At 68.2% G+C, this 23,974-nt stretch carries 19 protein-coding genes; 8 read left to right on the forward strand and 11 right to left on the reverse strand.

The window, feature by feature from the left end; translation table 11 throughout:
• Positions 1–19 precede the first annotated feature (19 nt).
• From SYV04_RS24055 to SYV04_RS24065, 3 genes are all read right to left on the reverse strand, one after another.
• Positions 20–1,618 (reverse strand): MBL fold metallo-hydrolase, encoded by a 1,599-nt coding sequence (locus SYV04_RS24055; protein ID WP_321548208.1) that lies wholly within the window; start codon positions 1,616–1,618, stop codon positions 20–22.
• An 86-nt stretch (positions 1,619–1,704) separates the two neighbouring features.
• Positions 1,705–2,502, reverse strand: a complete 798-nt coding sequence (locus SYV04_RS24060; protein ID WP_321548209.1) for a thioesterase II family protein — start codon at positions 2,500–2,502, stop codon at positions 1,705–1,707.
• Entirely contained in the window at positions 2,499–2,717 is a 219-nt protein-coding gene (locus SYV04_RS24065) for an MbtH family protein (RefSeq protein ID WP_321548210.1), read from the reverse strand. Before SYV04_RS24065 ends, SYV04_RS24060 begins: the two co-directional genes overlap by 4 nt.
• 206 nt (positions 2,718–2,923) lie before the next feature.
• Here SYV04_RS24065 and SYV04_RS24070 point away from each other — a divergent pair, with 206 nt between their 5' ends.
• The gene (locus SYV04_RS24070) at positions 2,924–4,897 is read left to right on the forward strand and encodes an acetate--CoA ligase family protein (protein WP_321548211.1); all 1,974 of its coding nucleotides are present in this window, start codon (positions 2,924–2,926) and stop codon (positions 4,895–4,897) included.
• On the opposite strand, the gene SYV04_RS24075 is transcribed toward SYV04_RS24070, so the two are convergent.
• On the reverse strand, positions 4,887–6,347 hold the full coding sequence (locus SYV04_RS24075; RefSeq protein ID WP_321548212.1) for a B12-binding domain-containing radical SAM protein: 1,461 nt from the start codon (positions 6,345–6,347) through the stop codon (positions 4,887–4,889). The two genes, SYV04_RS24070 and SYV04_RS24075, sit on opposite strands and share 11 nt — an antisense overlap.
• Entirely contained in the window at positions 6,344–6,964 is a 621-nt protein-coding gene (locus SYV04_RS24080) for an AAA family ATPase (protein WP_321548213.1), read from the reverse strand. The genes SYV04_RS24075 and SYV04_RS24080 overlap by 4 nt, the downstream gene beginning before the upstream one ends.
• A 17-nt stretch (positions 6,965–6,981) precedes the next feature.
• Here SYV04_RS24080 and SYV04_RS24085 point away from each other — a divergent pair, with 17 nt between their 5' ends.
• The gene (locus SYV04_RS24085) at positions 6,982–7,794 is read left to right on the forward strand and encodes an ATP-grasp domain-containing protein (protein WP_321548214.1); all 813 of its coding nucleotides are present in this window, start codon (positions 6,982–6,984) and stop codon (positions 7,792–7,794) included.
• Here the strand turns inward: SYV04_RS24085 and SYV04_RS24090 are convergent.
• Both SYV04_RS24090 and SYV04_RS24095 read right to left on the reverse strand, forming a co-directional pair.
• Positions 7,769–9,019, reverse strand: a complete 1,251-nt coding sequence (locus SYV04_RS24090; RefSeq protein WP_321548215.1) for a methionine adenosyltransferase — start codon at positions 9,017–9,019, stop codon at positions 7,769–7,771. The genes SYV04_RS24085 and SYV04_RS24090 overlap by 26 nt on opposite strands.
• Before the next feature lie 5 nt (positions 9,020–9,024).
• Entirely contained in the window at positions 9,025–10,020 is a 996-nt protein-coding gene (locus SYV04_RS24095; protein WP_321548216.1) for a radical SAM protein, read from the reverse strand.
• A gap of 199 nt (positions 10,021–10,219) precedes the next feature.
• Here SYV04_RS24095 and SYV04_RS24100 point away from each other — a divergent pair, with 199 nt between their 5' ends.
• From SYV04_RS24100 to SYV04_RS24115, 4 genes are all read left to right on the forward strand, one after another.
• Positions 10,220–13,372 (forward strand): glycoside hydrolase family 3 protein, encoded by a 3,153-nt coding sequence (locus SYV04_RS24100; protein WP_321548217.1) that lies wholly within the window; start codon positions 10,220–10,222, stop codon positions 13,370–13,372.
• An 88-nt stretch (positions 13,373–13,460) separates the two neighbouring features.
• Positions 13,461–14,816 (forward strand): glycoside hydrolase family 16 protein, encoded by a 1,356-nt coding sequence (locus SYV04_RS24105; RefSeq protein WP_321548218.1) that lies wholly within the window; start codon positions 13,461–13,463, stop codon positions 14,814–14,816.
• A gap of 56 nt (positions 14,817–14,872) precedes the next feature.
• Positions 14,873–15,889 carry a DUF2278 family protein gene (locus SYV04_RS24110; RefSeq protein WP_321548219.1) on the forward strand — a complete coding sequence of 339 codons (1,017 nt, stop codon included), beginning with the start codon at positions 14,873–14,875 and terminating at the stop codon, positions 15,887–15,889.
• A 103-nt stretch (positions 15,890–15,992) separates the two neighbouring features.
• A complete protein-coding gene (locus SYV04_RS24115) occupies positions 15,993–17,894 on the forward strand; it encodes a glycoside hydrolase family 15 protein (RefSeq protein WP_321548220.1) in 1,902 nt (633 codons plus the stop codon).
• A 13-nt stretch (positions 17,895–17,907) separates the two neighbouring features.
• Here the strand turns inward: SYV04_RS24115 and SYV04_RS24120 are convergent, their stop codons facing one another.
• Positions 17,908–18,669, reverse strand: a complete 762-nt coding sequence (locus SYV04_RS24120; protein WP_321548221.1) for a MerR family transcriptional regulator — start codon at positions 18,667–18,669, stop codon at positions 17,908–17,910.
• A gap of 48 nt (positions 18,670–18,717) precedes the next feature.
• Positions 18,718–18,909 (reverse strand): hypothetical protein, encoded by a 192-nt coding sequence (locus tag SYV04_RS24125; protein ID WP_321548222.1) that lies wholly within the window; start codon positions 18,907–18,909, stop codon positions 18,718–18,720.
• Between the two features lie 101 nt (positions 18,910–19,010).
• Between SYV04_RS24125 and SYV04_RS24130 the strand changes: the two genes are divergently transcribed.
• Positions 19,011–20,435, forward strand: coding sequence for a hypothetical protein (locus SYV04_RS24130; RefSeq protein WP_321548223.1), 1,425 nt, complete (start codon positions 19,011–19,013; stop codon positions 20,433–20,435).
• 28 nt (positions 20,436–20,463) lie between these two features.
• On the opposite strand, the gene SYV04_RS24135 is transcribed toward SYV04_RS24130, so the two are convergent.
• The gene (locus tag SYV04_RS24135; RefSeq protein WP_321548224.1) at positions 20,464–21,234 is read right to left on the reverse strand and encodes a TerC family protein; all 771 of its coding nucleotides are present in this window, start codon (positions 21,232–21,234) and stop codon (positions 20,464–20,466) included.
• 121 nt (positions 21,235–21,355) lie between these two features.
• Here SYV04_RS24135 and SYV04_RS24140 point away from each other — a divergent pair, with 121 nt between their 5' ends.
• A complete protein-coding gene (locus SYV04_RS24140) occupies positions 21,356–22,753 on the forward strand; it encodes a DUF2314 domain-containing protein (protein ID WP_321548225.1) in 1,398 nt (465 codons plus the stop codon).
• On the opposite strand, the gene SYV04_RS24145 is transcribed toward SYV04_RS24140, so the two are convergent.
• Positions 22,750–23,967: an extracellular solute-binding protein gene (locus tag SYV04_RS24145; RefSeq protein WP_321548226.1), complete on the reverse strand. Its 1,218-nt coding sequence runs from the start codon at positions 23,965–23,967 to the stop codon at positions 22,750–22,752. The two genes, SYV04_RS24140 and SYV04_RS24145, sit on opposite strands and share 4 nt — an antisense overlap.
• Positions 23,968–23,974: the final 7 nt, after the last annotated feature.

The raw sequence follows: 23,974 nt of genomic DNA on the forward strand, positions 1-23,974 counted from the left end.
GACGAGCGGGCCGCGCGCTTCAGTCGCGGCCGAGGAACATCTCGGCCTGTCCAAAGGGGAACGCGGAGGCGATGCCGTGCTCGGCACAGTGGGCCAGCAGCTTGCGAGCCTCGATGAGCTGGGGTGAGTTCTCCGAGTAGCCCATGGCCATGATGTGGCCCAGCCAGGGCTCGCGCCCCATGGCGTAGATGATGACCTGGCTGGGGTGCAGCCGGCGGACGATCTCGATGGCGCGCTCGCTGTTGGAGCCATTGAGCCGGCGCGACTGATCCATCTTGCGCGGCAGCGGCGTGGTCAGCAGGGGGCCGTACATCCAGCTCAGCGGCCCACCCTCGGACTCCATGCCCAGGAACAGCACGTCGATGTTGCCCACGATGCCGTGGACGTGATCGTACAGGCGCGGCTCGAGCGCGTTGGAGTCCGCCGCCATGAGCAGGGACTTGCCCTCCAGCTGCACCAGGTGGGCGATCTTCGACTGGATGTTGAGGTCCGCGTGCTCGCCAATGAAGGGCAGGCCCGTGATGGAGCCGCCGGGCACGTCCAGGGACTCCATGTCGCCCAGCGCGACGACGTTGCGGAAGCCGGTGTTGCGCAGCATCAGCTTGATCGAGGGGTCTGCCAGGCTTCCACCGCCATTGGCGGGGACGATGACGGTGCCGATCCGATCTCTCAGCTGCACCAGCGTCTCGAACATCAGGTGATCGGCGTGGGCGTGGGTGATGACCACGTAGTCGATCCGCTCTGGCAGGTCGGCGTGGGTGTAGCGCGGCAGGTCCGTCGGGAAGTCGTAGCTGACCACCGGGTCGGTGAGGATGCTGACCTCGCGCGTCTCGATGAGGACGCAGGCGTGGCCGAAGTAGCGCACCCGCACGCCCTTGCCGTCATAGCGCGGCGCCGGGCGCGGTGGCTTGTCGGTGAAGAGGGTGGAGAACATCTCCGCCTTCTCGGCACCGATGCCCAGCGCCTCGCGGATGGGCTCCACCGGCCCAGGGGTGCGCCGCATGGCGAAGAGGGCGTCGATCGCCTCCGCGCGGAAGGGCACGTGCGCGTGGACGGTGTCCTTCAGGGAGTCGAGCCGCGGCGTGCTGTAGATGTACGGCCGGGCGTCTCCCTCCAGCAGCCGCAGGGAGACGCTCTGAGAGGACTCCCGGAAGAAGGGGCTGCGGTAGAGCAGCGCCTCGATGAAGCGCGGGGAGGCGCGGTTGTTGAGATCGTACGTCAGCTCGACGTAGCCCCGCAGGATGTCCGGCACCTTCTTGTACTGCTCCTCCAGGGAGAAGCCGTTACTGGTGGCCAGCAGCTTGTCCAGCTCGGCGACGGCCTGGGCGAACTGGATCGACCGGGCCTGCTCCTTCAGGGTCCACTCCAGCAGCTCCTTGATCTCGGGGACGCGCTCGACGCCGTAGTTGAGGTACGGGCCACCCATCAGCTCGGGGTTCTTCAGCGCGGCGACGTGGATGGCCGGGTTGGCCACGAACGACTGCATGATCTTCACATGCAGGTTGGCCACGACGAGGGGCGCGGTCGCGGGCGAGACGAGATAGCACCACGCGTACCAGCGGTTGTAGAGCGGCTCGAGGGCGACGTTCTGCTTCAGGAAGAGCGAGGGAGCGGACATGGGAGCGGGAGGGGTGGCCTGGGGTGCGGGGACGCCTGGACGCAGAGTATATGTCGCGTGAATGCGGCCCAAGAGCCGCGGCCACTTCAGGTTCCCTTCGTGGCCCAGTAACGCAGCGTGCGCTCCACACCTTCGCGCAGCTTGTCTCCCTCGGAGAGGAGGAAGAAGTGTCCCCCGGGGAGCAGGTGGAGCGTGAAGTCATGGGTGGTGAGATCTCGCCACCCAAGCAGCGCGGGGGGCGCGACATCGGCGTCCTCGGTGCCCCCCCAGATGGTGAAGGGCAGGGACAGCCGGGGCTCCGGATCCCGGCGGTACTCATCCGCCATCTCGAAGTCCGCGCGCAGCACGGGCAGGAGCAGCTCCATCAGCTCCCGGTGGGCCAGCACCTGGGCCGGTGTTCCTCCGTACCGCTTGAGCTCGGCGATGAACTCCTCGTCCAGCAGGGTGTAGAGCTCCTGGCTGCGCCTGAGGTGAGGAGGGGAGGCCGCGGCCAGCATCAGCCCCAAGGGGAGCGGGGCGCCCGTGTACTGGAGCCAGTGCGCCAGCTCCAGGCTGACGTAGGTGCCCAGGCTGTAGCCCAGAAACGCGAAGGGGCGATCCAGCAGCGGGCGGATGACGGGCCCCAGCGCCTCGACAAGGGCGGGCACGCGGCGACTCAGGGGCTCTTGCAGCCGCGTCTCGTGCCCGGGGTACTGGACGGCGATCACGTCCACGTTCGGCCAGGTGCCAGAGCGGGCCCAGCGGTGGAACACCGAGGCCGTGCCTCCTGCGTACGGAAAGCAGAACAAACGCAGGCGCGCTCCGGGATTGGGGTGCCAGTAGGGAAACCACGTCTTCTGGGCTGCGCCCGCCGTGGTTGCCCCACTGGAGTTGGCCGCCGTCATGGCTTGTTCTGCTGCTCCTCCATGCGCTTGCGCAGGCTCAGCGGGCGCATATCCGTCCAGACTTCCTTGATATAGGTCAGGCACTCTTCCTTGGAGCCCTGCTTGCCCGCGTCCTTCCAGCCGAGCGCGTTCTCACGGTCCGCGGGCCAGATGGAGTACTGCTCTTCATGGTTGACCACGACCTTGTAGAGCGTCTTGTCTTCTTCCTGGCTCATTCCCCCTCCTGGGGTCATCAAATTGATATGTTCAGTGATTCCGAGGTTTTGACTGAATCTTGAGAATCGGAATTCCTGAAAGATTTGATTCACTGCGAATCCCTAAGCTACAGGAGCATCTACACCGCAGCAAGTCAGCCGAATCGGACTGGAGCTGATCCAGTCCCTGCGATGCATGAAGGTTCTTTCCTCCGGAGATGTCTGTCTTGTCTGCTCACGATGCGATCGCGGCGCTCTTGATGCCGACCGAGGTCGCCGTCTACCGGGCCCAGGATCTGGGCGCTTATGGCTCTCGGGTCGTCACCGCGCTGAGGCACTACGGCTACACGGGCCACATCTGGACTCCCGAGGAGCGCCTCCCCGACGAAGCGCGCCCGTCCGCCGCCGTGGTGACCGTGCCGCTGGGGGCGCTCGATGCGACGCTCGAGGACGCGGCCAGGCATGGGGCTCGCGTGGCCGTGATCGGCTCGTCCGGGTTCGTCGAAGCGGGCCCCGAGAACCTCGTCCGGCGCTATGCGCTCAAGGAGCGAGCCCGAGCGCTCGGCATGAGGCTCGTGGGGCCCGCCTCCATCGGCGCGGTGAATGTCCACGGCAGGGTGGCGCTCAGCAACTCCGCCGTCCTTCAAGGGCCCCTGCTCCGAGAGGGCGCGGTGAGCCTCTTCGGGCAGGGAGGCTCCCTGATCGGCACCTTGTTGGAGCTGGGCCGGGCGCAGGGAATCGGCTTCCGGTACGCGGTCTCCCTGGGCGTCGAGGTGGATCTCTCGCTGGCGGACTTCGTCGGGTTCGCCCTCGAGGATCCGGACACTCGCGCCGTGGCCGTGGTGGTGGAGCAGCCCCAGGGGCTGCGCCGTCTGGGAGAGCTCGCCACCCGAGCGCGACAGCTCGGCAAGTCCGTCGTGGTGCTCCTTCTGGGCAGGAGCCAGGCCGCGGCCGAGGCGGTGCGCGGTCACACCGGGGCCCTCTCCGGGCACGCCCGCGCGCAGGAAGCCTGGCTGCGTGCCCACGGCGCGGTGGTGGTGGGCTCGGCCGAGGAGCTCGTCCATGTCTCCGCCACCCTGGCCATGGGACGCTTCGCGCGCGGCCCGCGGCTGGCCCTCTGGTCAGGCTCGGGAGGAATGAATGCGCTCCTCGCGGATCTGGCCGCGGAGCGCGGGTTGCCGCTGGCGAAGCCGGACCCTCTGTCCAACCCCCATGATGCGGGCAGCGCTCGCGAGCTGTCCCGCGACGCGCTCGCGGCGACGGCGTCCACGCTCGATGCCCATCCAGGCGTGGACGTGGTGCTCCTCGGGCTTGGGAGCAGCCCCGCGATCGCGCAGTCCGCCGATGGCATCGCCGCCGCTGCTCGCAACATTCCCTGGGTGGTCTACGCCCCCGGCAACGCATGGCCCGAGGCACGCGATGCCCTGCGCCGCGCGCGGATCGCGGTCATCCCGGATGGGCGCTATGCCCTTCGGTGCGTCGAGGCGCTCATCGAGCGTGGGCGCTCCATGACTCCGCCCGAGGTGGTCCGTTCGCCCCCCGTCGTGTCCGTGCAAGGCCAGCACGGGGTGCTGGATGAGCTGGCTTCCCGGCAGCTCCTCCAGGAGGCGGGGCTCTCCCTTCCCGCGGTGGCCGTGGCCCGGTATGCCGAGGAGGCGGTCGCGCACGCCGAGCGCTTTGGCTTCCCTGTCGCGCTCAAGCGCGTCTCGGCCTCGGTGACCCACAAGGCGGCCGAAGGCTTCGTGCGCTTGGAGCTCGCGGATCCCTTGGAGGTACGCGCCGCCTTCGCCGCGCTCGCCGCGTCGCGAGTGGCGGAGCCTCCACGGGTGACAGTGGCGCCCATGGTCCACGGCATCGAGGTGTTGCTCGGCGCCCGGAGAGAGCGGGAGCTGGGATGGGTCGTCGTCCTCGCGGCGGGCGGACTGCTCGCGGAGCGTCTGGATGATGCCGCCTGGCGCGTGCCTCCCTTCACGGAAGAGCAGGCACGTGAGGCCTTCCTCTCGCTGCGCCTGGGGGCTCGCCTCCAAGCCTTCGGAGATCTGGATGCGCTGGCCTCCTTCGCCGCGGCGTTCTCACGGGTCGTGGCCGCGCTGCCGGAAGAGGGGCGGGAGGTGGACCTCAACCCAGTGGTGGTGCGCCCACCCGGCCGGGGCCTCAATATCATCGACGCGCGCGTCCGACTCGCGGACCTCATGCCGTGATGGCGGGCTCGCGGCAGGCGTCCTGGTAGAGGGACTCGAAGGTCTCTCGGAAGCGGCGGTTGAGCTCCCGGAACGTGTCCCTCGCGCTCAGGTCGGTCCGCTGCTCCAGGCGGACTCGGGTGTATTCCTGGCGCAGCCCCGCGGTGGCGGACCGCAGCGCCTCGTAGAGCTGGCCCACCCTCGGATCGCGGAACGCATAGTCCCAGTCCGGAAAGGCCCCTCGTAGCAGCCCGTCCCCTCGCAGCCGCTCCCACAGCTCCGTGCCCTGCTCCGGGTGCAGGCGGCTCAGGAACTTCCCCGGGTTGCCTTCGTGGTGCAGCTCATCCGCAAGGAAGTCCACGCTGCGCTTCACCTCCTCGAGCCGCATGTAGGGGTGGAAGAGGATGTAGCCGGAGATGACGTCGATTCCGAGCGCCTCCAGCCCGGCGAGCGTCTGGCGCACCTGCTTCACCGCGAACCCCTTCTTGAACGTCTTGAGCGAGTCGTTCGACCCGGCCTCGATGCCGAGGAAGACGCGGCGCAGGCCCGCACGGCGCAGCAGGGCGAAGAGCTCCGGGTCGAACCCCGTGACCAGACAGTCGATGCCGAACTCGACGGGCGAGCCCTCGGAGATGAGCGCCTCGGCCAGCTCGCGGGCCCGCGCGAACCCGGGCGGTGTGGGCCCGAAGAACTCGTCGTCCACGAAGAAGACGCGATGACTGGCCGCGGCGACCGCCGGGTGGTGCAGCTCCTCCAGCAGGGAGCGCACCGAGCGCATGCGCCACCCGCGTGGCCCGTACCGCGCCGCCGTCGAGCAGAAGGAGCACCGGCCCCAGTAGCAACCCCGGCTGCCCTGGATCGGCAGCGAGGCATGGGCCGGCACGGCCTCGCTGCGCTCATAGGCGTAATGTCGAGGGAGTCTCGGCTCGGTGAAGTCCGCGTTCCGTGGTGCCGTCTCGCTGCTCCGAAGTGCCTCGCCCTCTCGCCACGAGAGGCCTGGGACTCCCTCCAGGGTGCGGCCCTCCCGCAGGCGCATCACCAGCTCGGCGAAGCTGTCGTCCGCCTCGCCCTTCACGAGGAGATCGGCCTGGGGCACGTACCTCATGAGCTCAGGGGCTGCCATCGTCGCCGCCCAGCCTCCGAGCACGATGGGCCCGGTGAAGCCCGCGCCGCGTACCTCCTGACACAGGTGGCGGGCGGCCAGCGCAGTGCTCTGGAGGACGGTGATGCCGAGCACGTCGCCTTCCGCGAGCTCCGACAGCACCCTCCGAGCGGTGGCCTCGGGGTCGAGCCGCTCGGCGTATCCGTCCACGATGTGCGCGGCGATTCCACGGGCCTCGAGCCCGGCCGCGAGGTAGCCCACCGACAGGTTCTCCAGGGGAAATGGGAACTTGTCCTCCAACCGGAGCGCCGCTGGGACGAGCTCGCCCGGCACGACGAGCACGCCCTTCGCCGTCGCCGAGGCCTTCACGGTGTCCCCTCCAGGCACGAGTGGATCGCCTCGAGGGCACGCTCGAAGAGTTCTCCAGGAGCGCGTGTCCCATCGAGCCAGCACACCCGTACCGTGGGCTCCTCCTCTCGGAAGAAGCGCCCATAGAAACGGCGGATGGCCTCGAGCCGCTCGGGCTCCCCCCAGACGATCGGATCGAAGGTGCGGGCGCCGGGCTGCCGCTCCAGGGAGACCCTCGGAGGGATGTCGAGCATCAGCACGAGCCCGGCCTGCCGGAGCGATCCGGTGGCGAGGCCGCGCCGGTACCAGGTATGGTTGCCCGCGTAGGTCTCGTCGCCGCGCGGGTTGGGTTGGCCCTCTCCGTCCAGGCCGTAGGCGAAGGCGAGGGTGCTGGCGTAGTGCCGATCCATCAGCACGCAGCCCTTCGAGACATAAGAGGCGAGCTGCTCCTTCATCTCGTCATTGGCGAAGTAGAAGGGCGTGCGCAGCGAAGAGCGCACCCACTCGTCGGCCCGGAAGCCGACCCACTCGGGCACGAGCGGACAGTCCAGCCGTTGGGCGAGTCGCGTGGCCAGCGTCGTCTTGCCTGCTCCTGGCAGGCCCTCCAGCACGACGCGGATTGACTTCATGGAAGCCATGGCATTGCCTCTCCCGGGTGTCTGCGCCCCCCGCGATCTACGTGCTGCTCGCTGATGCACCTCGGGCGGAGCCCAACCCGGTCCTCGTGGAGGCCTTCGCGCTGCTGGAACAACGCGGGGCACGCGTCGAGCGGTGGTTCGCTCACGCGCGGTGCTTCGACCTGGACACCGCGCCCGACCCGGAGGGGCTCTATCTCTTCAAGTCGCGCTCGGCCTTCTGGTGCGAGGCGGCGGCCTGGCTCCATGATCGAGGCGCACGGCTCCTGGACCCTTGGCCCGCCCGGGTCCAGGTCCGCAACAAGGCTCGGGTGATGGCCCTCCTGCGCGCGGCGGGAGTTGCCGTCCCACGGACCTGGCTGTGCCATGAGCCCTCGAGGGTCCGGGAACTGCTCGACGAGGGCGCGCTGGTGCTCAAGCCCAACGCCGGCTCGGCGGGCGCGGACGTCCGCTTCGTCCGCCGGAGCGAAGAGCTGCCGGACCGCCTCGATCAGCCGACGATCGTTCAGCTCCTGCACGACAACACGGGCGAGGACCTCAAGGTGTACGTCATTGGGTCGCGCGCCTTCGGTCTGAGAAAGCGTTTCGGTTCGGGCAGCTACCGGGAGCCCGGCGTGCCTTGTGCGCTCCCTCCCTCCGTGGAGTCGCAGGCGCTTCGGATCGGAGAGGTGCTCGGACTGACGCTGTTCGGCGTCGACTTCGTGGAGGGCCCCGAGGGGCCCGTGGCCGTGGACGTCAACTGGTTCCCCAGCTACCGCGCCGTGCCCGAGGCGCCCAGCCTGCTGTGTGAGCACATCTGGGCGCATCTCAAGGCCTCCAGTCCGGTCCGTTGAGAAAGTGCTCCGTGAGCTCGGGGATGCGGGCCAGCTCGTCGCGCATGAGCGCCTCGGTGCGCACCGGGTCCGCGGGTGTGGTGACGGTGACGCGCCAGGGCTCCAGGAGCGGAGCGCCGTTCTGGCTGATGACCTCGACCTCACAGGCATGGCCCGTCTCGGCAGCGATCCGGTGTGCCGCGCGTTCGGTCAGCATCGAGTACACGAAGCCCGAGTAGTAGCGGGGATTCTTGCCGGCATACCCCTCCAGGCTCATGGGACGACTGGAGGTGATGAGCCCATGGACGCGGTTGCCGCGACCCACGGCGCCGATGTCCCCCGAGAGCGAAGCCCCGCTGACGGTGAGATAGACGTTGTGACGCTCGTAGTCGTCCTTGGTGTTGAGCGAGAGCGTCACCTGCTCGGGACCGAAGGAGCGACCGAGCTGCTCGAGCATGAGCGCGCCGATCGTCTCCAGGTTGGCGCGGTAAGCCGAGAGGTTTGGCACGTGCGCGGCGATCTGCGGCACGCACGCCGTCACATCGATCTCGCCCTCCGGCGAGCGCCACGCCATCACCTTCACGTCGCACCCCAGCCACGGGAAGCGCTGGCGCAGGCCGTCGCTGGTGACGGTGCGCTCCAGCTCCAGCACGGCGGCCTCGAGTCGCGTCAAGGGCGCGTGGGCGACGCAGTAGGAGGTGTCATTGGCCACCAGCTTCTCGTAGCCGCGCACGGTCTCTTTCGAGACAGGCTCGAACATGTGCGCGATGGCGCCCTGTGACTCCCGCAGGGTTCCGGGCCCCGGGTGCGTGGTGAGCCGATCCTCGATGACGAGGTCCCGCTCCAGGTCGAGCATCGGGAAGAGTTCCCGGAACAGGTCTCGCACGGTCTCGGTGACCAGCTCCGTGACGGGGAGCGCGCGACCCTTCCAGGTACGAGAGACGCGGCCGGCGACGATGACCGTGACAGGCTCGACGAAACGGCCCCCTCCCCAGCTCAGCTCGGTGCGCCCTCCGAGCACCATCAGCTTGTCGATCTGATGATGGAGGATGAGGCCCTCGCAATGCTCACGGGTGTAGCGCGCGTAGGCGCGAGAGATGCGCAGGGCCAGGGTGTCGGCGAGGGTGTCGGGATGGCCGCGGCCCTTGCGCTCGACAGTCTCATGCGTGAGGTGGGCCGCCGGGTCACGCCGGAGGATGCGCAGCCGTGAAGGACGGACCCCCTGGGGGCCGAGGAAGAGGGGCATGGCGTTCAGGCCTCGGCGCGCATGAGCTGGTTGAGCAGCGCGTCGGTGGCGTTGCAGGTAGTGCAGGAGACACCGCGCTGGAGTTGCTCGCGCAGGGCACGGCTGTCGGCCCACAGGTTGGCGAAGGTGGAGCCCCGAAGCGAGCCGAGCCGCAGGCCGTTCTTCTCTCCCGGCTGGGAGCCCAGACAACACGAGAAGAGCTCTCCATACGGGTTGAAAGCGACCTTGAAGAAGGGGACGAAGCAGGGGTGTCCCCGAGGTTCCGACGCCGCGTGGGGCCGGGCCTCGATGCGTCGGTCATCGAGCGCGCGGACGCCCTCGAGCGCTCGCGCATACGCCGCTGACCCGAGGTGCCGCTGCGCGTCGATGTCCGTCTTGAAGATGATGGCGTCCACCTCGAACCCGAGCATGCGTCGCGCGAAGCCGAGCGCCTCGCCCTGGTTGGCCTCGTTGAGGACGAAGGTGGTGCCCACGCGAAGCGAGGGCGCGTGCGTGTCGCGGAGCGCCACCAGGGCGCGCACCGTGCTCAGGGCCCGCTCGAAGAAGGAAGGAGGAACCTGGCGCGCCGCGGCGTAGGTGGCGGGGGCGTTGGCATCGAGGCTCACGCGTACCTCGTGGGCGCCCGCCAGCCGCTCCAGCACGGCGGGGGAGAGGTGGGTTCCATGCGTCACCATGCGCACGCGCAGCCCAGCCGTCACGGCCGCGTCCAGCAGCTCCGGCAGGCGGGGATCGAGCGTCGGCTCGCCACCACCGGAGATCGAGAGGTTCCGCACCTCCAGTCGCCGCAGCTCCTGGAAGAGCGCGCCGTACTCGGCCAGCTGCATCAGCTCGTGCTTGCGCCGTGGGTCGAAGCCGGTGCCGCCGTGAAAGCACCAGGCGCACCGGTGGTTGCACACGTCCGTGGGGTGGATCTCCACGTGGAGCGGCGGCGGATCCTCTCCTCGGCGAAGCAGGGCGCGCAGCTCTCGAACACGGAGCAGCTGGCTCGCCTCGTGGTCCATGCCCGGTACGTTGCCAGATTCCGATGGCGCGAGAACAGACCGCCGAGGCGGAGGGAGTTGCTCCTTGAAAGCGCTTTCATTTAAGGCTAGTTCTTACGGACTGTCCGCAATTCCGCCTTGAGCCGAATTGATGAAAGGGAGAGACATGAGACGGTTGAATCCACTGCGCCGGCTTCCTTCGTACGTAGCGATTCTGCTGATGGCCTTGACGTCCTGTGATGACGACCCCAAGCCGGCTCCCGTCGAGCCCACTCCCCAGGAGCCCGCCGACGATTGGCCTCTCATCCAGAGCGCCATCCCCAAGGATGACGCGCTCGAGGCCAAGGTCGAGGCGCTGCTCCAGGGCATGACCTTGGAGGAGAAGGTCGGGCAGATGACCCAGGTGGAGATCCAGGAGGTCACTCCGGAGGAGATCAAGCAGTACCACCTGGGCTCGGTGCTGAACGGTGGCGGTTCCTTCCCCAACCAGCGGAAGGACTCGTCGGTCCAGGACTGGGTGACGCTCGCCGATCAGCTGTGGGAGGCCTCGATGGACCCGGCCAACCCGCACAAGATTCCCCTCATCTGGGGCACCGACGCCGTCCACGGCCACAACAACGTGCGCGGCGCCACCATGTTCCCGCACAACATCGGCCTGGGCGCCGCCAATGACCCGGAGCTGATCAAGCGCATCAGCGAGGTGACGGCCCGCGAGGTGTCTCGCACCGGCATCGACTGGGCCTTCGCTCCGACGCTCGCGGTCGTGCGGGATGACCGCTGGGGCCGCACCTATGAGGGCTACTCGGAGGATCCGGCCATCGTCGAGGCGTACGCGGGCAAGGCCGTGGAGGGCCTTCAGGGGCAGCTGGCCAAGGATGCCAAGACGAACGAGCGGGTGGTGGCGACCGCCAAGCACTTCCTGGGCGATGGCGGCACCATCAACGGCAAGGACCAGGGCATCACCTACGTCTCCGAGCGCGAGCTGCGCAACGTCCACGGTCGCGGCTACTTCACGGCGCTCAAGGCTGGCGCGCAGACGGTCATGGCCTCGTTCAGCAGCTGGAAGAACCAGGAGCAGGGCGAGAACGCCAAGGCCCACAAGATGCACGGCAGCCGCTACCTGCTGACCGACGTGCTGAAGACAAAGATGGGCTTCGACGGCCTCGTCGTCTCCGACTGGAACGGTCTGGGCCAGGTGCTGAGCAGCAACAGCGAGTCGCCCCGCGACTGCACCAACAGCAACTGCCCCCAGGCCATCAATGCCGGCATCGACATGGTGATGGTGCCCTACCGCGCCGACTGGAAGGCCTTCATCACCAACACCCTGGCCTCCGTGCGCGGGGGCGAGATCTCGGAGGAGCGCATCAACGACGCGGTCCGCCGCATCCTGCGCGTGAAGTACCGGGCGGGCCTCTTCGAGAAGCCCAAGCCCTCGCTGCGCACCACCGCGCGCGAGGTGGGCACCACCGAGCACCGGGAAGTGGCGCGGGAGGCGGTGCGCAAGTCGCTGGTGCTGCTGAAGAACAACGGGAACACGCTGCCGCTGGCGCGCACGGCCAAGGTGCTGGTGGCGGGCAAGAGCGCCGACAGCCTGCAGAATCAGACGGGCGGCTGGTCCCTCAGCTGGCAGGGCACGGGCAACACCAACGCGGACTTCGGCGGCGGCACCACCCTCTGGCAGGCCATCCAGCGGATCGTGCCCAACGCCCGGCTCGACACCAGCGCCGATGGCGCGCTGGCGGATGACACCTACGACGCCGCCGTGGTGGTGATTGGCGAGACGCCGTACGCGGAGGGGCAGGGCGACATCGGCAACACCAAGACGCTGGAGCTGGCGAAGCTGCGCCCGGAGGACATCACGCTCATCGACCACCTGAAGAACCGGGGCGTGCGGAAGATCGTCACCGTGCTGTACTCCGGCCGGCCGCTCTACACGAACAAGGAGCTCAACCGCTCGGATGCCTTCGTCGCCGCCTGGCTGCCCGGCACCGAGGGCGAGGGCATGACGGACGTGCTGTTCCGCAAGGACGACGGCTCGGTCAATCACGACTTCACCGGCAAGCTGTCGTTCTCCTGGCCCAAGGCCGGGTGCCAGACCTCGCTCAACCGCGCGGACGCGAGCTACGACCCGCTCTATGCCTACGGTTACGGGATGACCTACATCACCACGCAGGATCAGGGCGCGTATGACGAGACGAGCCCCGAGCGGGGCTGCGGGGTGACCGACGGTGGTGGCTCGGCGACGGATCCGCTGCCCGTGTTCGACCGTGGCAACCAGGAGAACTGGGTGATGCGCATCGGCGCGCCGTCCAACTGGAGTGGTGTCGATGTGGCCCTGGGCGGCAGCGCCAGCAGCAGCACCCCCGCCAGCGAGGTCAGCGTCACCCCCGTGGATGATCGCAACGGCATCCAGTGGGCGGCGGTGAAGGCCACCTGGACTGGCACCGGGCAGCTCTACATGCAGAGCGCGACCGGCAGCGAAGGGCGGAACCTGCAGGCGTACCTGAACGCGAACAGCGCGCTGGTGTTCGACGTGCGGGTGATTACGCCCCCGGCCGGCCCGGTGAAGTCCCGGGTGGATTGCGTGTACCCGTGCGGTGGCGAGATCGACGTCACCGCGGCGCTCCGGGCGCTGCCAGCCGATGCCTGGACCGAGGTGGCGATTCCGCTCCAGTGCTACGCGGATCGGGGCGCCGACTTCACCAACGTGAACACCCCCATGCTGTTCTTCACCGAAGGCGCGATGGAGTTGGCGGTCGCCAACGTTCGCTGGGAGCCCAACAAGGCCGGCAACATCAACTGCGAGGGCACCAGCATCATCACCACGCCGATCACCGAGGACAAGGCGGTCTACGTCGGTGGCGTGAGCGACACCGCGCTGTTTGGCAACCCCTCGGGCTGGTCCTACGGCTCGGGCAGCGTGACGGTGAACCCGGCGCTCGACACCGCGGAGGGCAAGGTGATCGACGCCGTCTTCACCAACGTCAAGGAGGGCGGCGGGAACGGAGGCATCGCCTTCTCGGTCAAGGACGGCTTCCTCTTGGACGTCTCGTCGATCGCTGCCACCGGAGGCGTGCAGTTCGAGCTGAAGGTGCTGGACTACGGCACCACCACGCAGGACTTCTGGGTGAAGCTCGTCTGTGACCGCAAGGCCGACACCTGCGCGACCGGAGACCTGAAGACCCTCGTGGGCCGTCCCGCGGTCGGGACCTGGAAGACGGTGACGCTGCCGTTCGCCCATCCGGATTACCCGGCCAGCTGGAATACGACCAAGGTCAGCTCGATCCTGGAGCTGCTCCCAGCCTGGGACGACCAGAGCGGCAGCATCCACTTCCAGCTGCGCAACGTCCGCATCTTCAAGCAGCTCCCGTAGCCCCCGTCTTCAGTCTCGAGTTCGGGGCGGTCCATGGCCTCTCATGGGCCGCCCCGTTTTTTTCCACGCTTCATTCACAGGTGATGACATGAACGGACATCCGCTTCGTACGCGCTTTCTGGCGCTCTGCTGCCTCGCGGCACTCCCCGGTTGCGCGGGGAACGACGTCGAGAACCCTCCCGCTGACCCCGTGGCCCAGGAAGAGACCGGGCTGGAGTACTCCCCGGGAGCGGGCTGGACCCTCGCATGGTCGGACGAGTTCAACGGCACCAGCCTCAACACCGCCAACTGGAACGTGCTGACGAGTGACTACGACCCGGTCACCGGCAACTGCAACTTCGGCACGGGTGAGCTGGAGTACCCCCGGGCGCAGAACGTCACCGTGAGCGGAGGCAAGCTGATCCTCACCGCGGAGCGGACGAGCGACAACCCCTCCGATCCGCGCTGCACCGGCTACGGGCCCCGCTCGTTCTACTCCGGCCGCATCCACACCAAGGGCAAGGTCGAGCGGCGCTACGGGAAGATCGTCGCGAGCATCAAGGTCCCCTCCGGCTATGGCATGTGGCCGGCGTTCTGGACGCTGGGCGCCAACATCTCCAACGTGGGTTGGCCCGCTTGCGGCGAGATCGACATCCTGGAGTGGAAGTCCACCGAGCCCAACTGGATGAAGGCCGCGACCCACTGGGACAGCGGCGGTCAGGCGCACTGGGGCACGGGCGCCGACCGGGGCTACAGCCTCGCCGATGCGTTCCACCTCTACGAAGTCGAGTGGACCGCGAGCAGCATGGTGTTCCGGCTGGACGGCAACATCGTGGCCAACAACACCTACTTCCACAATGAGAGCGAGTTCCAGCAGAACCACTACCTCCTCTTGAACCTGGCGCTGGGAGGGAACTGGTACGGCTACCCGAGCCCCGCCAGCATCGATCTGCCCTCGGGCGTGAAGAAGACCATGGAGGTCGAGTGGGTGCGCTGGTACCAGCCGGGTGGCTCCACGCCCGTCACCGTCACCAACCCTGGCTTCGAGTCCGGCATGGATGGCTGGTCCACCTGGAGCCCCAATGGCACCGAGGCCGCGGACTTCAGCGAGACCCACAATGGCGGGCACTCCGGCGCCTACCACCTGACGCACTGGACCAATGGCACGCCGTTCGAGGTCTGGACGTACCAGGCTCGCTCCGGGCTGCCCTCGAGGAACTACAAGGTCCGGGCGTGGATCCGGAAGAGCGGCACCTTCGACATCGCTCGCATCCAGGCCAAGACGTGCGCTTCCTGCGCGCCGGTCGCCACGTCGCTCGGCACCTACGGGAACTGGACGCTCGTCGAGACGCCCGCCATCTCCGTCACCGGGGGGTACCTCGAGTTCGGCTTCCACACCAAGCTGGGCGCGGGCAACTCCGCCAACTTCATCCACATGGATGACGTCGAGCTGATCCCGCTCTAAGCCACGTCACATCTCGGCGCCATTCGCTCCCTCCTGGATGACAGGAGGGACATCGAATGGCGCTGAAGAGATATGGAGTCTTGAAGGGCTCGGCCATCGCACGCCGTCTGGGTTCGGGGCCCAGTCCGCACTACCAGGTGCGCCTCATCGATCGGGATGCGGACTACCGGATCGCCATCAACGTCAGCTCGAAGCTCGCACCGTCCGAGCTGGAATACCTCGTCGATGAGCAGTTCCAGCACCCCATCACCGAGGCGCTGGGCGAGCTGCCCCTCGGCTTCACGCCCCTCCCCAGCACCGCTGGTGGCATTGCCCTCGACTACATCCGCGGAAACCTCTTCGACCGGGAGCGCATGACGGCCCTGCCTCATGACATTCCCGGGCCGGACAATGACCTGAACGAGAAGCTGGACCACTACTTCCAGCGGGCCATGTCGGATGAGGAGGCCGTCGTCTATGCCTTCGGAGAGCCCTGGGGCCCGGAGCGCGCCAAGGACAAGTACTTCGGGTTCAGTCCTGGACGCGGCATCCACGACATCCACATGAATCAGGGCAACCACGCCTCCTTCGCCGACCAGGATGGGACATGGCAGGACGGCGGCGTGCTCATCCACTTCCCCGCGCGGCAGCAGTGGGTGGGCATCTTCCTCAAGTTCCAGTCGCAGACCTGGCACACCGACGATCGGACGGGGCACAGCCTGCCCTCGGTGGTGCCCACGCAGCCAAGGGTGCCCACTCAGCCGCTCACCCAGACCGATGGGCTCGTGCGCATCGTCGCCGCGCTCGTCAACGACACGCACACGCCCGAGCAGGAGACCGTCACCCTCCTCAACACCTCGCCCGAGACGGTGTCCCTGAATGGGTGGACGCTCGCGGACCGGAACAAGAACAAGCAGCCCTTGAATGGAGACATCTCCCCCGGGAGCACCCGACTCGTGCAGGTGGCCAAGCCCCTGGAGCTGTCGAACCAGGGCGGTCTCATCTCCCTGCTGGATGACCACGGGCTGAAGGTCCACGGCGTCTCGTACGCGCGAGATCAGGTTCGCCGCGCGGGCTGGACCCTCGTCTTCTAGGGAGAGAGCGAGGAGGCGGGGCACACCCTCGCTCCCTTGGTCCCGTCCCGGGTTGCGACCGCTGCCCTCCGTATCCAATGAGAGGGGAGGCCCTGGGGGCGGGATGCGGCAGCGGATCGACGACTACGCCTTGCTCGGCGACTGCCACTCCGCGGCGCTCGTGGGCCGCGATGGCGCCATTGATTGGGCGTGCTTCCCTCGCTTCGACTCGCCCGCGGTGTTCTGCCGCATCCTCGACGCGCGCCGGGGCGGCACCTTCCAGGTGTGCCCCGAGGGGCCCTTCCAGTCCACTCGCCAGTACCTCGATGACACCAATGTCCTCGTCACCACCTTCACCGCGCCGACCGGGGTGTTGGAGGTCACGGACTGCATGCCTATCCGGCTCGCGCGGGCGCGCAGCCCTCGCGTCGGGGCGCGGTACTCGCTGCTCCGGCGGCTGCGCTGCGTCGGTGGCGAGGTGCCCACTCGCGTGGTGGTGGCGCCGCGCTTCGAGTACGGCGCCTTCGTGCCGAGCATCCGCCTCACCTCGCCTCGCACGGCGGAGCTGGTGGGCGGCGCCGATGCGCTGTGGGTGACGGCCACGCGCCCGTTGGTGGCGTACGAGAAGGCCCTGCGCGCCCGCTGGCACCTGAGGGCAGGGGACGAGGCCTGGGTGGAGGTGGCCTGGTCGTCTTCCCTCGTGGAGCGCGCCCCTGAGGAGATGCCGGACCTGCTCGCGCTGCGTCAGCGGTTGGAGGACACCGTGGCCTTCTGGCGCGATTGGATCTCCCGCTGCGCCTACGAGGGCGAGTACGAGCGGGAGGTGCGCCGCTCAGCCCTGGTGCTCAAGGCGCTCACGTACCTGCCCTCGGGAGCCATCGTGGCGGCCCCGACCACCTCCCTGCCCGAGGAGCCGGGCGGGGTGCGCAACTGGGACTACCGCTACACCTGGTTGAGGGACACGACGCTCACGCTCATCTCTCTAATGTTGCTCGGCTACCAGGAGGAGGCGCTCGCCTTCCGGCATTGGCTAGGGCGCACCAGCGCGGGGCGGGTCGAGGACATTCAAATCATGTACGACATCCGGGGCCATCGGCTGCTGCCGGAACTGGAGCTGGCCCACCTGGAGGGCCACCGGGGCTCGCGGCCGGTGCGCATTGGCAACGGCGCGGTGAAGCAACTCCAGCTCGACGTCTTCGGGGAGCTGCTGGAGGCCGCGTGGCTGTACGCGAAGATGGGCGGGCAGGTGTCGCAGAACACCTGGGGTTTCCTGCGCGCGCTGGCTGAGGGCGTGTGCGCGCGGTGGCGGCAGCCAGACCAGGGGTTGTGGGAGGTTCGCGACGAGCCTCGGCACTTCATCCACTCGAAGCTGCTGTGCTGGGTGGCGTTGGACCGGGCGGTGCGCATCGCACGGGCGCGGAGGTTCGCCGCACCCGTGGGGCGCTGGGTTCGTGAGCGCGAGCTGATCCAGGAATATCTGCTCCGCGAGGGCCGACGCCTCGGGTGGTTCCCCCAGGCCGTGGGCGCGGACAGCGCGGATGCCTCGGTGTTGCAACTGCCCGCGTTGGGCTTCCTCCCCGTGGCCCACCCGCTGGTGAGCCGCACGGTGGAGGTGGTGCGCCAGCGGCTGGAGAAGGATGGGCTGCTGTACCGCTACCACTCACCGGACGGACTGAGCGGAGGGGAGGGGACCTTCCTCCTGTGCTCCTTCTGGCTGCATGACGTGCTGGTACACGCCGGAAGGAAGCAGGAGGCGGAGGAGCTGTTGCGGCACCTGTTACGGCTCTCCAATGACGTGGGCCTCTACGCGGAAGAGGCGGTGCCGAGCACGGGCGAAGCGCTCGGCAACTTCCCGCAGGCCTTCACGCACATGGCGCTGGTGGCCTCGTGCGCGCAGCTCTCCGCCGGTCGGAGGTTCCAGCTCCCCCGGCCCGGCGCGTATGACTTCGCGGACTTCGCGCTCACCTATCACCTCGGGCGGCGCTCCATCCTCATGTCCCACTTCTCAGCGGAAGCGGTGTGGTGAGTCCCCACGCCGTCTACCCGCCCGCGCGCTCGGAGTTGGCGCGGAAGGCATCCCGCATGAACTGGGCGAGCCCGGGGCGCTCCTTGTCGATGTTCTCCGTGAACCGCGAGTCGTTCACGTAGAGCTCACCCAGCCCCCGGTGCATCTCCGGCGAGCAGGGGTAGAACCAGCGCGAGATGTAGCCGCGGTGCTGCTCCGCCAGCTCCATCACCCGTGGATCCGTCGGCGCCTTCCCGGCCGCCAACTGCGCCGCCAGATCGCGCGAGATCTGCTCTCCCTCCGCCTTGATCCGCTCCCAGTCCTTCTTGGCGTACTTCGAGGTCCTCCGAGCCGACTCCTTGTACGCCTCCGTGTTTCCCCACCGCTCGCGGACCTCGTCCTCGTACTTCGACGGATCGAAGTCCCCGAACACCTCGAACATCTCTTCCTTCGTCATGACCGTTCCTTTCTCGAGCGACTCGAGCGCCGCATCCACCGCGCCGATGAGCGCATGGACCCGGGTGGCCCGTTCGGTGAGCAGCTGACGCTGCATCCGCAGCGCGGCCCGGAGGTCAAAGGCCGGATCGCCCATGATTCGGGTGATCTCCTCCAGCGCGAAGCCCAGCTCCTTGAAGAAGAGCACCTGCTGGAGTTGCTGCAGATCCCTCTGCTCATACAGGCGATAGCCCGCTTCGCTCCGCCCACTGGGGCGGAGCAGGCCGATCTCGTCATAGTGGTGCAGCGCACGAACACTGACACCCGCCAGCCGAGCGACCTGGCTCACCGTCAGGGACATCCCTCTCACCTCCGACGCGAAGGAATAGGGCCTCACGTTGCGTGAGGGTCAACCCCCCTTCTTCTCCGGGTTCGCCGGGCGGAAGAGGGCGCAGGCATGCACCGGCTGCGGCGGGTACTTCTGGGGGAGCAGCGGACAGAGGATGAACGTGGACGTCTGCGTCCGCACGTACCGGGGCGGCGCGGCGCACCGGTGGCAGAGGCTGGTGGGGAAGGGAAGAGGTTCGGGAGGCTGGGTCATCGAAGGCCTGGGCCAGCGTACGTGCCGCACTGCGTTGGATCCACACGGTCCGGTTGCCGACAAAGAGGGGGGAACGCAGAGCCCACGGTGCTGGAGGCCCCATGAGACGTCCCAACACGTTCCTGACTCTGGTGTATGCCGCTGTCGTCCTCTCGCTGCCAGTAGGTTGTGGTGGGGAGGGCGGAGAGGGGACCAACCCACCGCCGGGAGATGGGACTCCGCAGATCCCCCCGGATGACAGCGAGAGCCGGCGAGCGGGTGAGTCGCTCAACCAGCTCGAGACGCGGTGGAAGCGGGCCAGCGGCACCCGGACCACGGGAGTTTCCACCACCTTTGATCTCTCCGGAAAGTCGATGTACCTGAGCACGGATGGCCAGGCGCAGGTCGCGGCTCCGGGCGTGCTGCTGCCGGCCCCCATCTTTCCGAACAACCGACGCTACGTCTTCTTCACCGACGCCCGGGTGGGCGAGCAGACGGGCGCCCTGGTCCTGGAAGGGCAGCGGATCGAACTCTCCAGCGGCACGCTGGGCGCGGTCGACATCCAGAGCGCCATCGCGCGCACGCACAAGCCGGACGGCACCGCGGCGTCCGCCGTCGAGCTGAGGACGCGGGAAAACGTGACTGGGAGCGACCCGGAGTTCACCTTCCCGGCGGATTGGAGCGACGCGGGCCAGGCCCTGTTCTTCTCCGACGCCGCCGCCATCCAGGCCAGCAACGTGACCCTCACGGGCTTTACCCGCGGCGTGCTGGTGACGCCTTCGGGCAACATCGAGATCCTCGGCAGCGTGACGGTGGCCTCCGCCAGCCGGATGTACTGGGACACCGCCGCCCGTATCGAGGTGCAGGAGACCCGGGTCACCGGCCCCAGCTTCGCGCTCGGAGGCGTGGTGGAGTCCGGCACGCTTGCTCCCACGGGCATCTCGCCCGCCGCGTCGCTGCCCAGCATGGTGAAGGGCGGTCAGGCGACGATCGCTCTCAAGCCGGGCAATGCGCGCAGCGAGGCCGCCTTCCAGCTCACGCAGGCGGTGACCGAGCAGGGCATGCTCCTGCCTCCCGCGCCGGAGATCGCCTTCGATCCCCAGACCGGCCCCGTCACCGTGAAGACGGGGCAGCGCGTGCTGATCCCCGTCGTCTTCCGGGAGAAGGGCTTCCAGGGGGATGCCGTGCTCGCCGATCTCCAGGTCACCGGCAGCGGCAAGGACGCGGTCAGCGTCCCGCTGGGCAACGTCGAGCCGTTCGTGGGCCGGCTCTGGAAGGAGGTCGCGGATTCGGGGCTCGCCGCGCCCTTCCTCGCCATCTCCCTGGCGCCGCTCACGCCGTTCCTCGCCATCGGGGAGGCGCTCACCTGCCTGTTCACCACCTGCCCCAAGGCCTACCCCAACTGGATGGATGCGGGAGAGGTCTCGCGCTTCCACATCATCATCCAGGGCAAGATTTCCCCGGGCACCTACGAGGCGAACGTCACGCTCACCGGCCGCAACTACGAGGCGCTCACCATCCCCGTCCAGTTCACCGTCACTGAGTGACGGACGGGGACAGTGCCAGCGAGCGCGGCTACCGGCCCAGCTCGCTGGCCACCTTCTGCTCGGTGCCCGCGTGCAGGTGCACGGGCTTGTGGACCTTGCGCAGGCGCATGTTGAGCAGCTCCACCACCAGCGCGAAGGCCATCGCGAAGTAGATGTAGCCCTTGTTGATGTGCTGGCCGAGCCCCTCGGCCACCAACATCACCCCGATGAGCAGCAGGAAGGACAGGGCGAGGATCTTCACGGTGGGGTGGCGCTCCACGAAGTCGCCGATCCTCCCGGCGAAGATCAGCATCACGCCCACGGCGATGATCATCGCGGTGACCATCACCCACAGCTGGCTGGCCATGCCCACCGCGGTGATGACCGAGTCGAGCGAGAAGACGATGTCCAGCGCGAGGATCTGCGCCAGCACCGAGCCCACGGCTGCCGCGCTGGGGGCCTGGGTCGTGCCCTCGATGTCCGGGCCCTCCAGCTTGGAGTGCATCTCGTGTACCGACTTGGCCACCAGGAACAGGCCGCCTCCCAGCAGGATGAGGTCTCTTCCCGAGATGCCCTCGCCCAGCACCGTGAAGAGCGGCTCGGTCAGGCGCATCAGCCACGAGAGGGCGAACAGCAGCCCGATGCGGATGATCAGCGCCAGGCCGATGCCCAGCTTGCGGATGCGCTCGCGCTTGTCGGGGGGCAGCTTCGCCACGAGGATGGCGATGAAGACGATGTTGTCCACGCCCAGCACGATCTCCATCGCGGAGAGCGTGAGCAGGGCAACCCAGGGATTGGAGGTCGTGGTTTCGAGGGCCATATTGGGCTCCAAACGATAGAGGAAGGGGGGCGTCGTCGCCCGGCTTTCCGCGCGCGAAGTTCGTCTGCTGGCATTCCGGCCCGGTTTGCCCCCAAGCTCGCGGCCTTGGGAGGACAGAGGCATGCGTCGGGTGTCGCCGTGGAAGGCCAGCGTTGGACTGGGGGTGGGGGCGGGAGTGCTCGCGCTCGTACTCTGGGGGTGCTTCAGGCAGTCCGCCCCTCCCGCGAGTGCCGCGCCTGGGACGCTCTTCGCCGCGCAGACCTCCTTCGACTTCGTCGTCTTCCTGCCACCTCAGGCCGTCGCGCCGACTCCCGCGAAGCTGGGAGAGCTCGTTGGCCAGCGGTTCCAGTCGCTGCGGTGGGTGGGAGAGGGGAGGCCGACGGAGCCTCCGCCCACCGTGCGCGTCACGGAGCACACGACGCGAGAGTTCCCGCTTCCCGAAGGGGAGATGTTGGAGCTCGCGGTGCGCCACCTCTCACCCCAGGAGCAGTCGGGGCTGGCCGCCTCCGAGCGCATCCTGCTGCTGCAGTTCACCACGGTGCCCCCGGGGCTGGAGGCGGTGCGGCAGGCGCATGAGCTGGCGCTGGAGCTGGCGCGCACCACCGGAGGGTTGTTGTGGGATGAGGAGAGCGGCGAGTTCTTCTCCATCGACAAGTGGCAGGAGTTCCGGCTGGCGGAATGGGAGGGCGGTGAGCCGCGCCTGGCGCGCCACTTCAACTCCCGCCTGTACACGGAGGGAGACGGCACGGCCCGCTTCGTCACGGTGGGCATGCGCAAGTTCGGCTTGCCGGACCTGGAGGTGCGACACGTGCCGGAGACGCTGACGGGCAAGGTCGGCACCCTCATCAACATCGTCGCGCAGCTCATGATCGAGGGCACCGCGGTGCGGGAGGATGGCACCTTCCCCGTGGCCCTCAACGCGCTGAAGCTCGCCTCCATGCGCGAGCGCCTGCTGCAGCAGGTTCAGGACGGGGCTCGGGCAGGGGTTGTATTGAACCTGGTGCCTGCGGATCCGAAGCAGGCCGATCGGGACAACCGGTTGCTGGAGATCCGTTTCCCCTCGGAGCCCGGGGACAGTCCGTCCGAGCGCCCCTATGCGGCCATCACCGCGCTGTTCGGGGGCAAGGACGAGATCGTCTCCGCGCCGCATGACGACGCCTTGCTGGAGGCCAGCAGCCGCGCGCGCGAAGAGCTGCTCACCCGCCTCAAGCCCCGCTTCCTGGAGGGGCTGAGGTCGGGCGAGCGGCTGTTCGTGAAGGCGCCGTTCGATACGTCCTCCGGAGGGACCGAGTGGATGTGGGTCCACGTCATCACCTGGGAGGGCTCAACCATCCAAGGCGTGCTGGACAGCCAGCCGGATGAGGTGCCGGGGCTGAAGGCGGGCTCGAAGGTGACGGTGGAGGAGGGCTCGCTCTTCGACTATCTGCTGGTGAGCCAGGATGGCACCTTCGAGGGCAATCAGACGGAGCGCCTCCTGATCGAGCGCTCTCGGCAGGGCGGCAGGGGCGGCTCGCGCTAGCGCTTGCGGCGCAGGCTCGCCACGTCCTTCTGGACCGCCTGCTGCGCCTCCTGCAGCGCCGCCTTGGGAGTGGAGGCTTTGCGGAGAATGGCGTTCATGGCGGTGGTCATCGGTGACCAGACCATCGTCATCTCCGCCACGTTGGGCATGGGGACCGCTGCCTCGGCCTGCGCGCGGAACGCGGCGAGCGTGGTGTCCTTGGCGATCCGCGGATCCTGGTAGGCCTGCTCGAGCGCGGGGTTCTGGCGCCCGGTGAGCGCCATGATGCGCGCCCCCTCGGGGCCCGTGAGGAAGCTCACGAAGTCGAACGCCGCCTCCTTGTGCTTGGAGGGCGCCGCCACGGCCACACCCTCGACCGTCATCCACGGCCGCATTGGCTTGCCGCCGGCCTCGTCCACCGTGGGCAGTGGCGCCAGCCCGTAGTCGATGCTCGGGGAGACCTCTCCCAAGAACCAGGGGCCGGAGAACACCATTGCCGCCTTGCCCGTGTTGAACAGCGAGGTGGTCAGCGCCGTGGAGGGCTCGGGAGGGAGGATCCGATCCGTGCCCACCCAGCGCAGCAGCAGCTCCATCGCCTTCACGTTCTCGGGCGCGTCCAGGCGCGGCGTAGGCCCCGGGTCGAACACCCGGCCGCCAAAGGCGTTCATCAACGCCGCGTGGTAGTAGAAGTCGGTGTACGGGTAGACGAGGCACGCCGAGTCCGCGCCCTGCTTCGGCTGCTTCTTGCACCAGGAGACGAGCTCGCCCGTCGTCCGAGGCGGCTTCTCCACCAGCTTCTTGTTGTAGATGAGGGTGAGGACCTTGAAGTTCAGGGGCAGCCCGTAGACGGAGCCCCGGTAGGTCATCGCCTCCAGCGTGGTGGGGATGAAGCGCTTGCGGGCGGCGTCATCCAGGAAGAAGTCGAGCGGCTCGAGCGTGTTGCCGCTCTCCACCCAGCCCCCGAGTCGATCCTGCGGGAAGATGAAGACGTCCGGTCCGATGCCGCGCGGGACGGCCGCGCTGATCTTGTCCGTGAAGGCATCCGAGGGAATGGCGCGCAGCGTGGCCTTCACGCCCGAGCTGGCCCGGGCCGCGTTGAAGGCCTCGACGGCCTTCTCCAGCGCTGCTCGCTCGGCTGCTCGGTAGCCGTGCCAGATCTGCAGCTCGGTCTGTGCATTCGCGAGCACGGGAACCATCAGCAAAGACAGGAGGAGCAGGGGCAGAGCACGGTTCATGAGGTCT

The organism is Hyalangium ruber, from assembly GCF_034259325.1.
GTDB classification, from domain to species: domain Bacteria; phylum Myxococcota; class Myxococcia; order Myxococcales; family Myxococcaceae; genus Hyalangium_A; species Hyalangium_A rubrum.

Excerpts from the sequence above, each read along its gene's own strand:
- SYV04_RS24120 (WP_321548221.1), bottom strand. The coding sequence starts at position 18,669 with ATGTCCCTGACGGTGAGCCAGGTCGCTCGGCTGGCGGGTGTCAGTGTT.
- SYV04_RS24080 (WP_321548213.1), bottom strand. The coding sequence starts at position 6,964 with ATGGCTTCCATGAAGTCAATCCGCGTCGTGCTGGAGGGCCTGCCAGGA.
- SYV04_RS24110 (WP_321548219.1), top strand. The coding sequence starts at position 14,873 with ATGGCGCTGAAGAGATATGGAGTCTTGAAGGGCTCGGCCATCGCACGC.
- SYV04_RS24060 (WP_321548209.1), bottom strand. The coding sequence starts at position 2,502 with ATGACGGCGGCCAACTCCAGTGGGGCAACCACGGCGGGCGCAGCCCAG.
- SYV04_RS24145 (WP_321548226.1), bottom strand. The coding sequence starts at position 23,967 with ATGAACCGTGCTCTGCCCCTGCTCCTCCTGTCTTTGCTGATGGTTCCC.
- SYV04_RS24105 (WP_321548218.1), top strand. The coding sequence starts at position 13,461 with ATGAACGGACATCCGCTTCGTACGCGCTTTCTGGCGCTCTGCTGCCTC.
- SYV04_RS24065 (WP_321548210.1), bottom strand. The coding sequence starts at position 2,717 with ATGAGCCAGGAAGAAGACAAGACGCTCTACAAGGTCGTGGTCAACCAT.
- SYV04_RS24055 (WP_321548208.1), bottom strand. The coding sequence starts at position 1,618 with ATGTCCGCTCCCTCGCTCTTCCTGAAGCAGAACGTCGCCCTCGAGCCG.
- SYV04_RS24125 (WP_321548222.1), bottom strand. The coding sequence starts at position 18,909 with ATGACCCAGCCTCCCGAACCTCTTCCCTTCCCCACCAGCCTCTGCCAC.
- SYV04_RS24140 (WP_321548225.1), top strand. The coding sequence starts at position 21,356 with ATGCGTCGGGTGTCGCCGTGGAAGGCCAGCGTTGGACTGGGGGTGGGG.
- SYV04_RS24115 (WP_321548220.1), top strand. The coding sequence starts at position 15,993 with ATGCGGCAGCGGATCGACGACTACGCCTTGCTCGGCGACTGCCACTCC.
- SYV04_RS24100 (WP_321548217.1), top strand. The coding sequence starts at position 10,220 with ATGGCCTTGACGTCCTGTGATGACGACCCCAAGCCGGCTCCCGTCGAG.
- SYV04_RS24090 (WP_321548215.1), bottom strand. The coding sequence starts at position 9,019 with ATGCCCCTCTTCCTCGGCCCCCAGGGGGTCCGTCCTTCACGGCTGCGC.
- SYV04_RS24130 (WP_321548223.1), top strand. The coding sequence starts at position 19,011 with ATGAGACGTCCCAACACGTTCCTGACTCTGGTGTATGCCGCTGTCGTC.
- SYV04_RS24095 (WP_321548216.1), bottom strand. The coding sequence starts at position 10,020 with ATGGACCACGAGGCGAGCCAGCTGCTCCGTGTTCGAGAGCTGCGCGCC.
- SYV04_RS24135 (WP_321548224.1), bottom strand. The coding sequence starts at position 21,234 with ATGGCCCTCGAAACCACGACCTCCAATCCCTGGGTTGCCCTGCTCACG.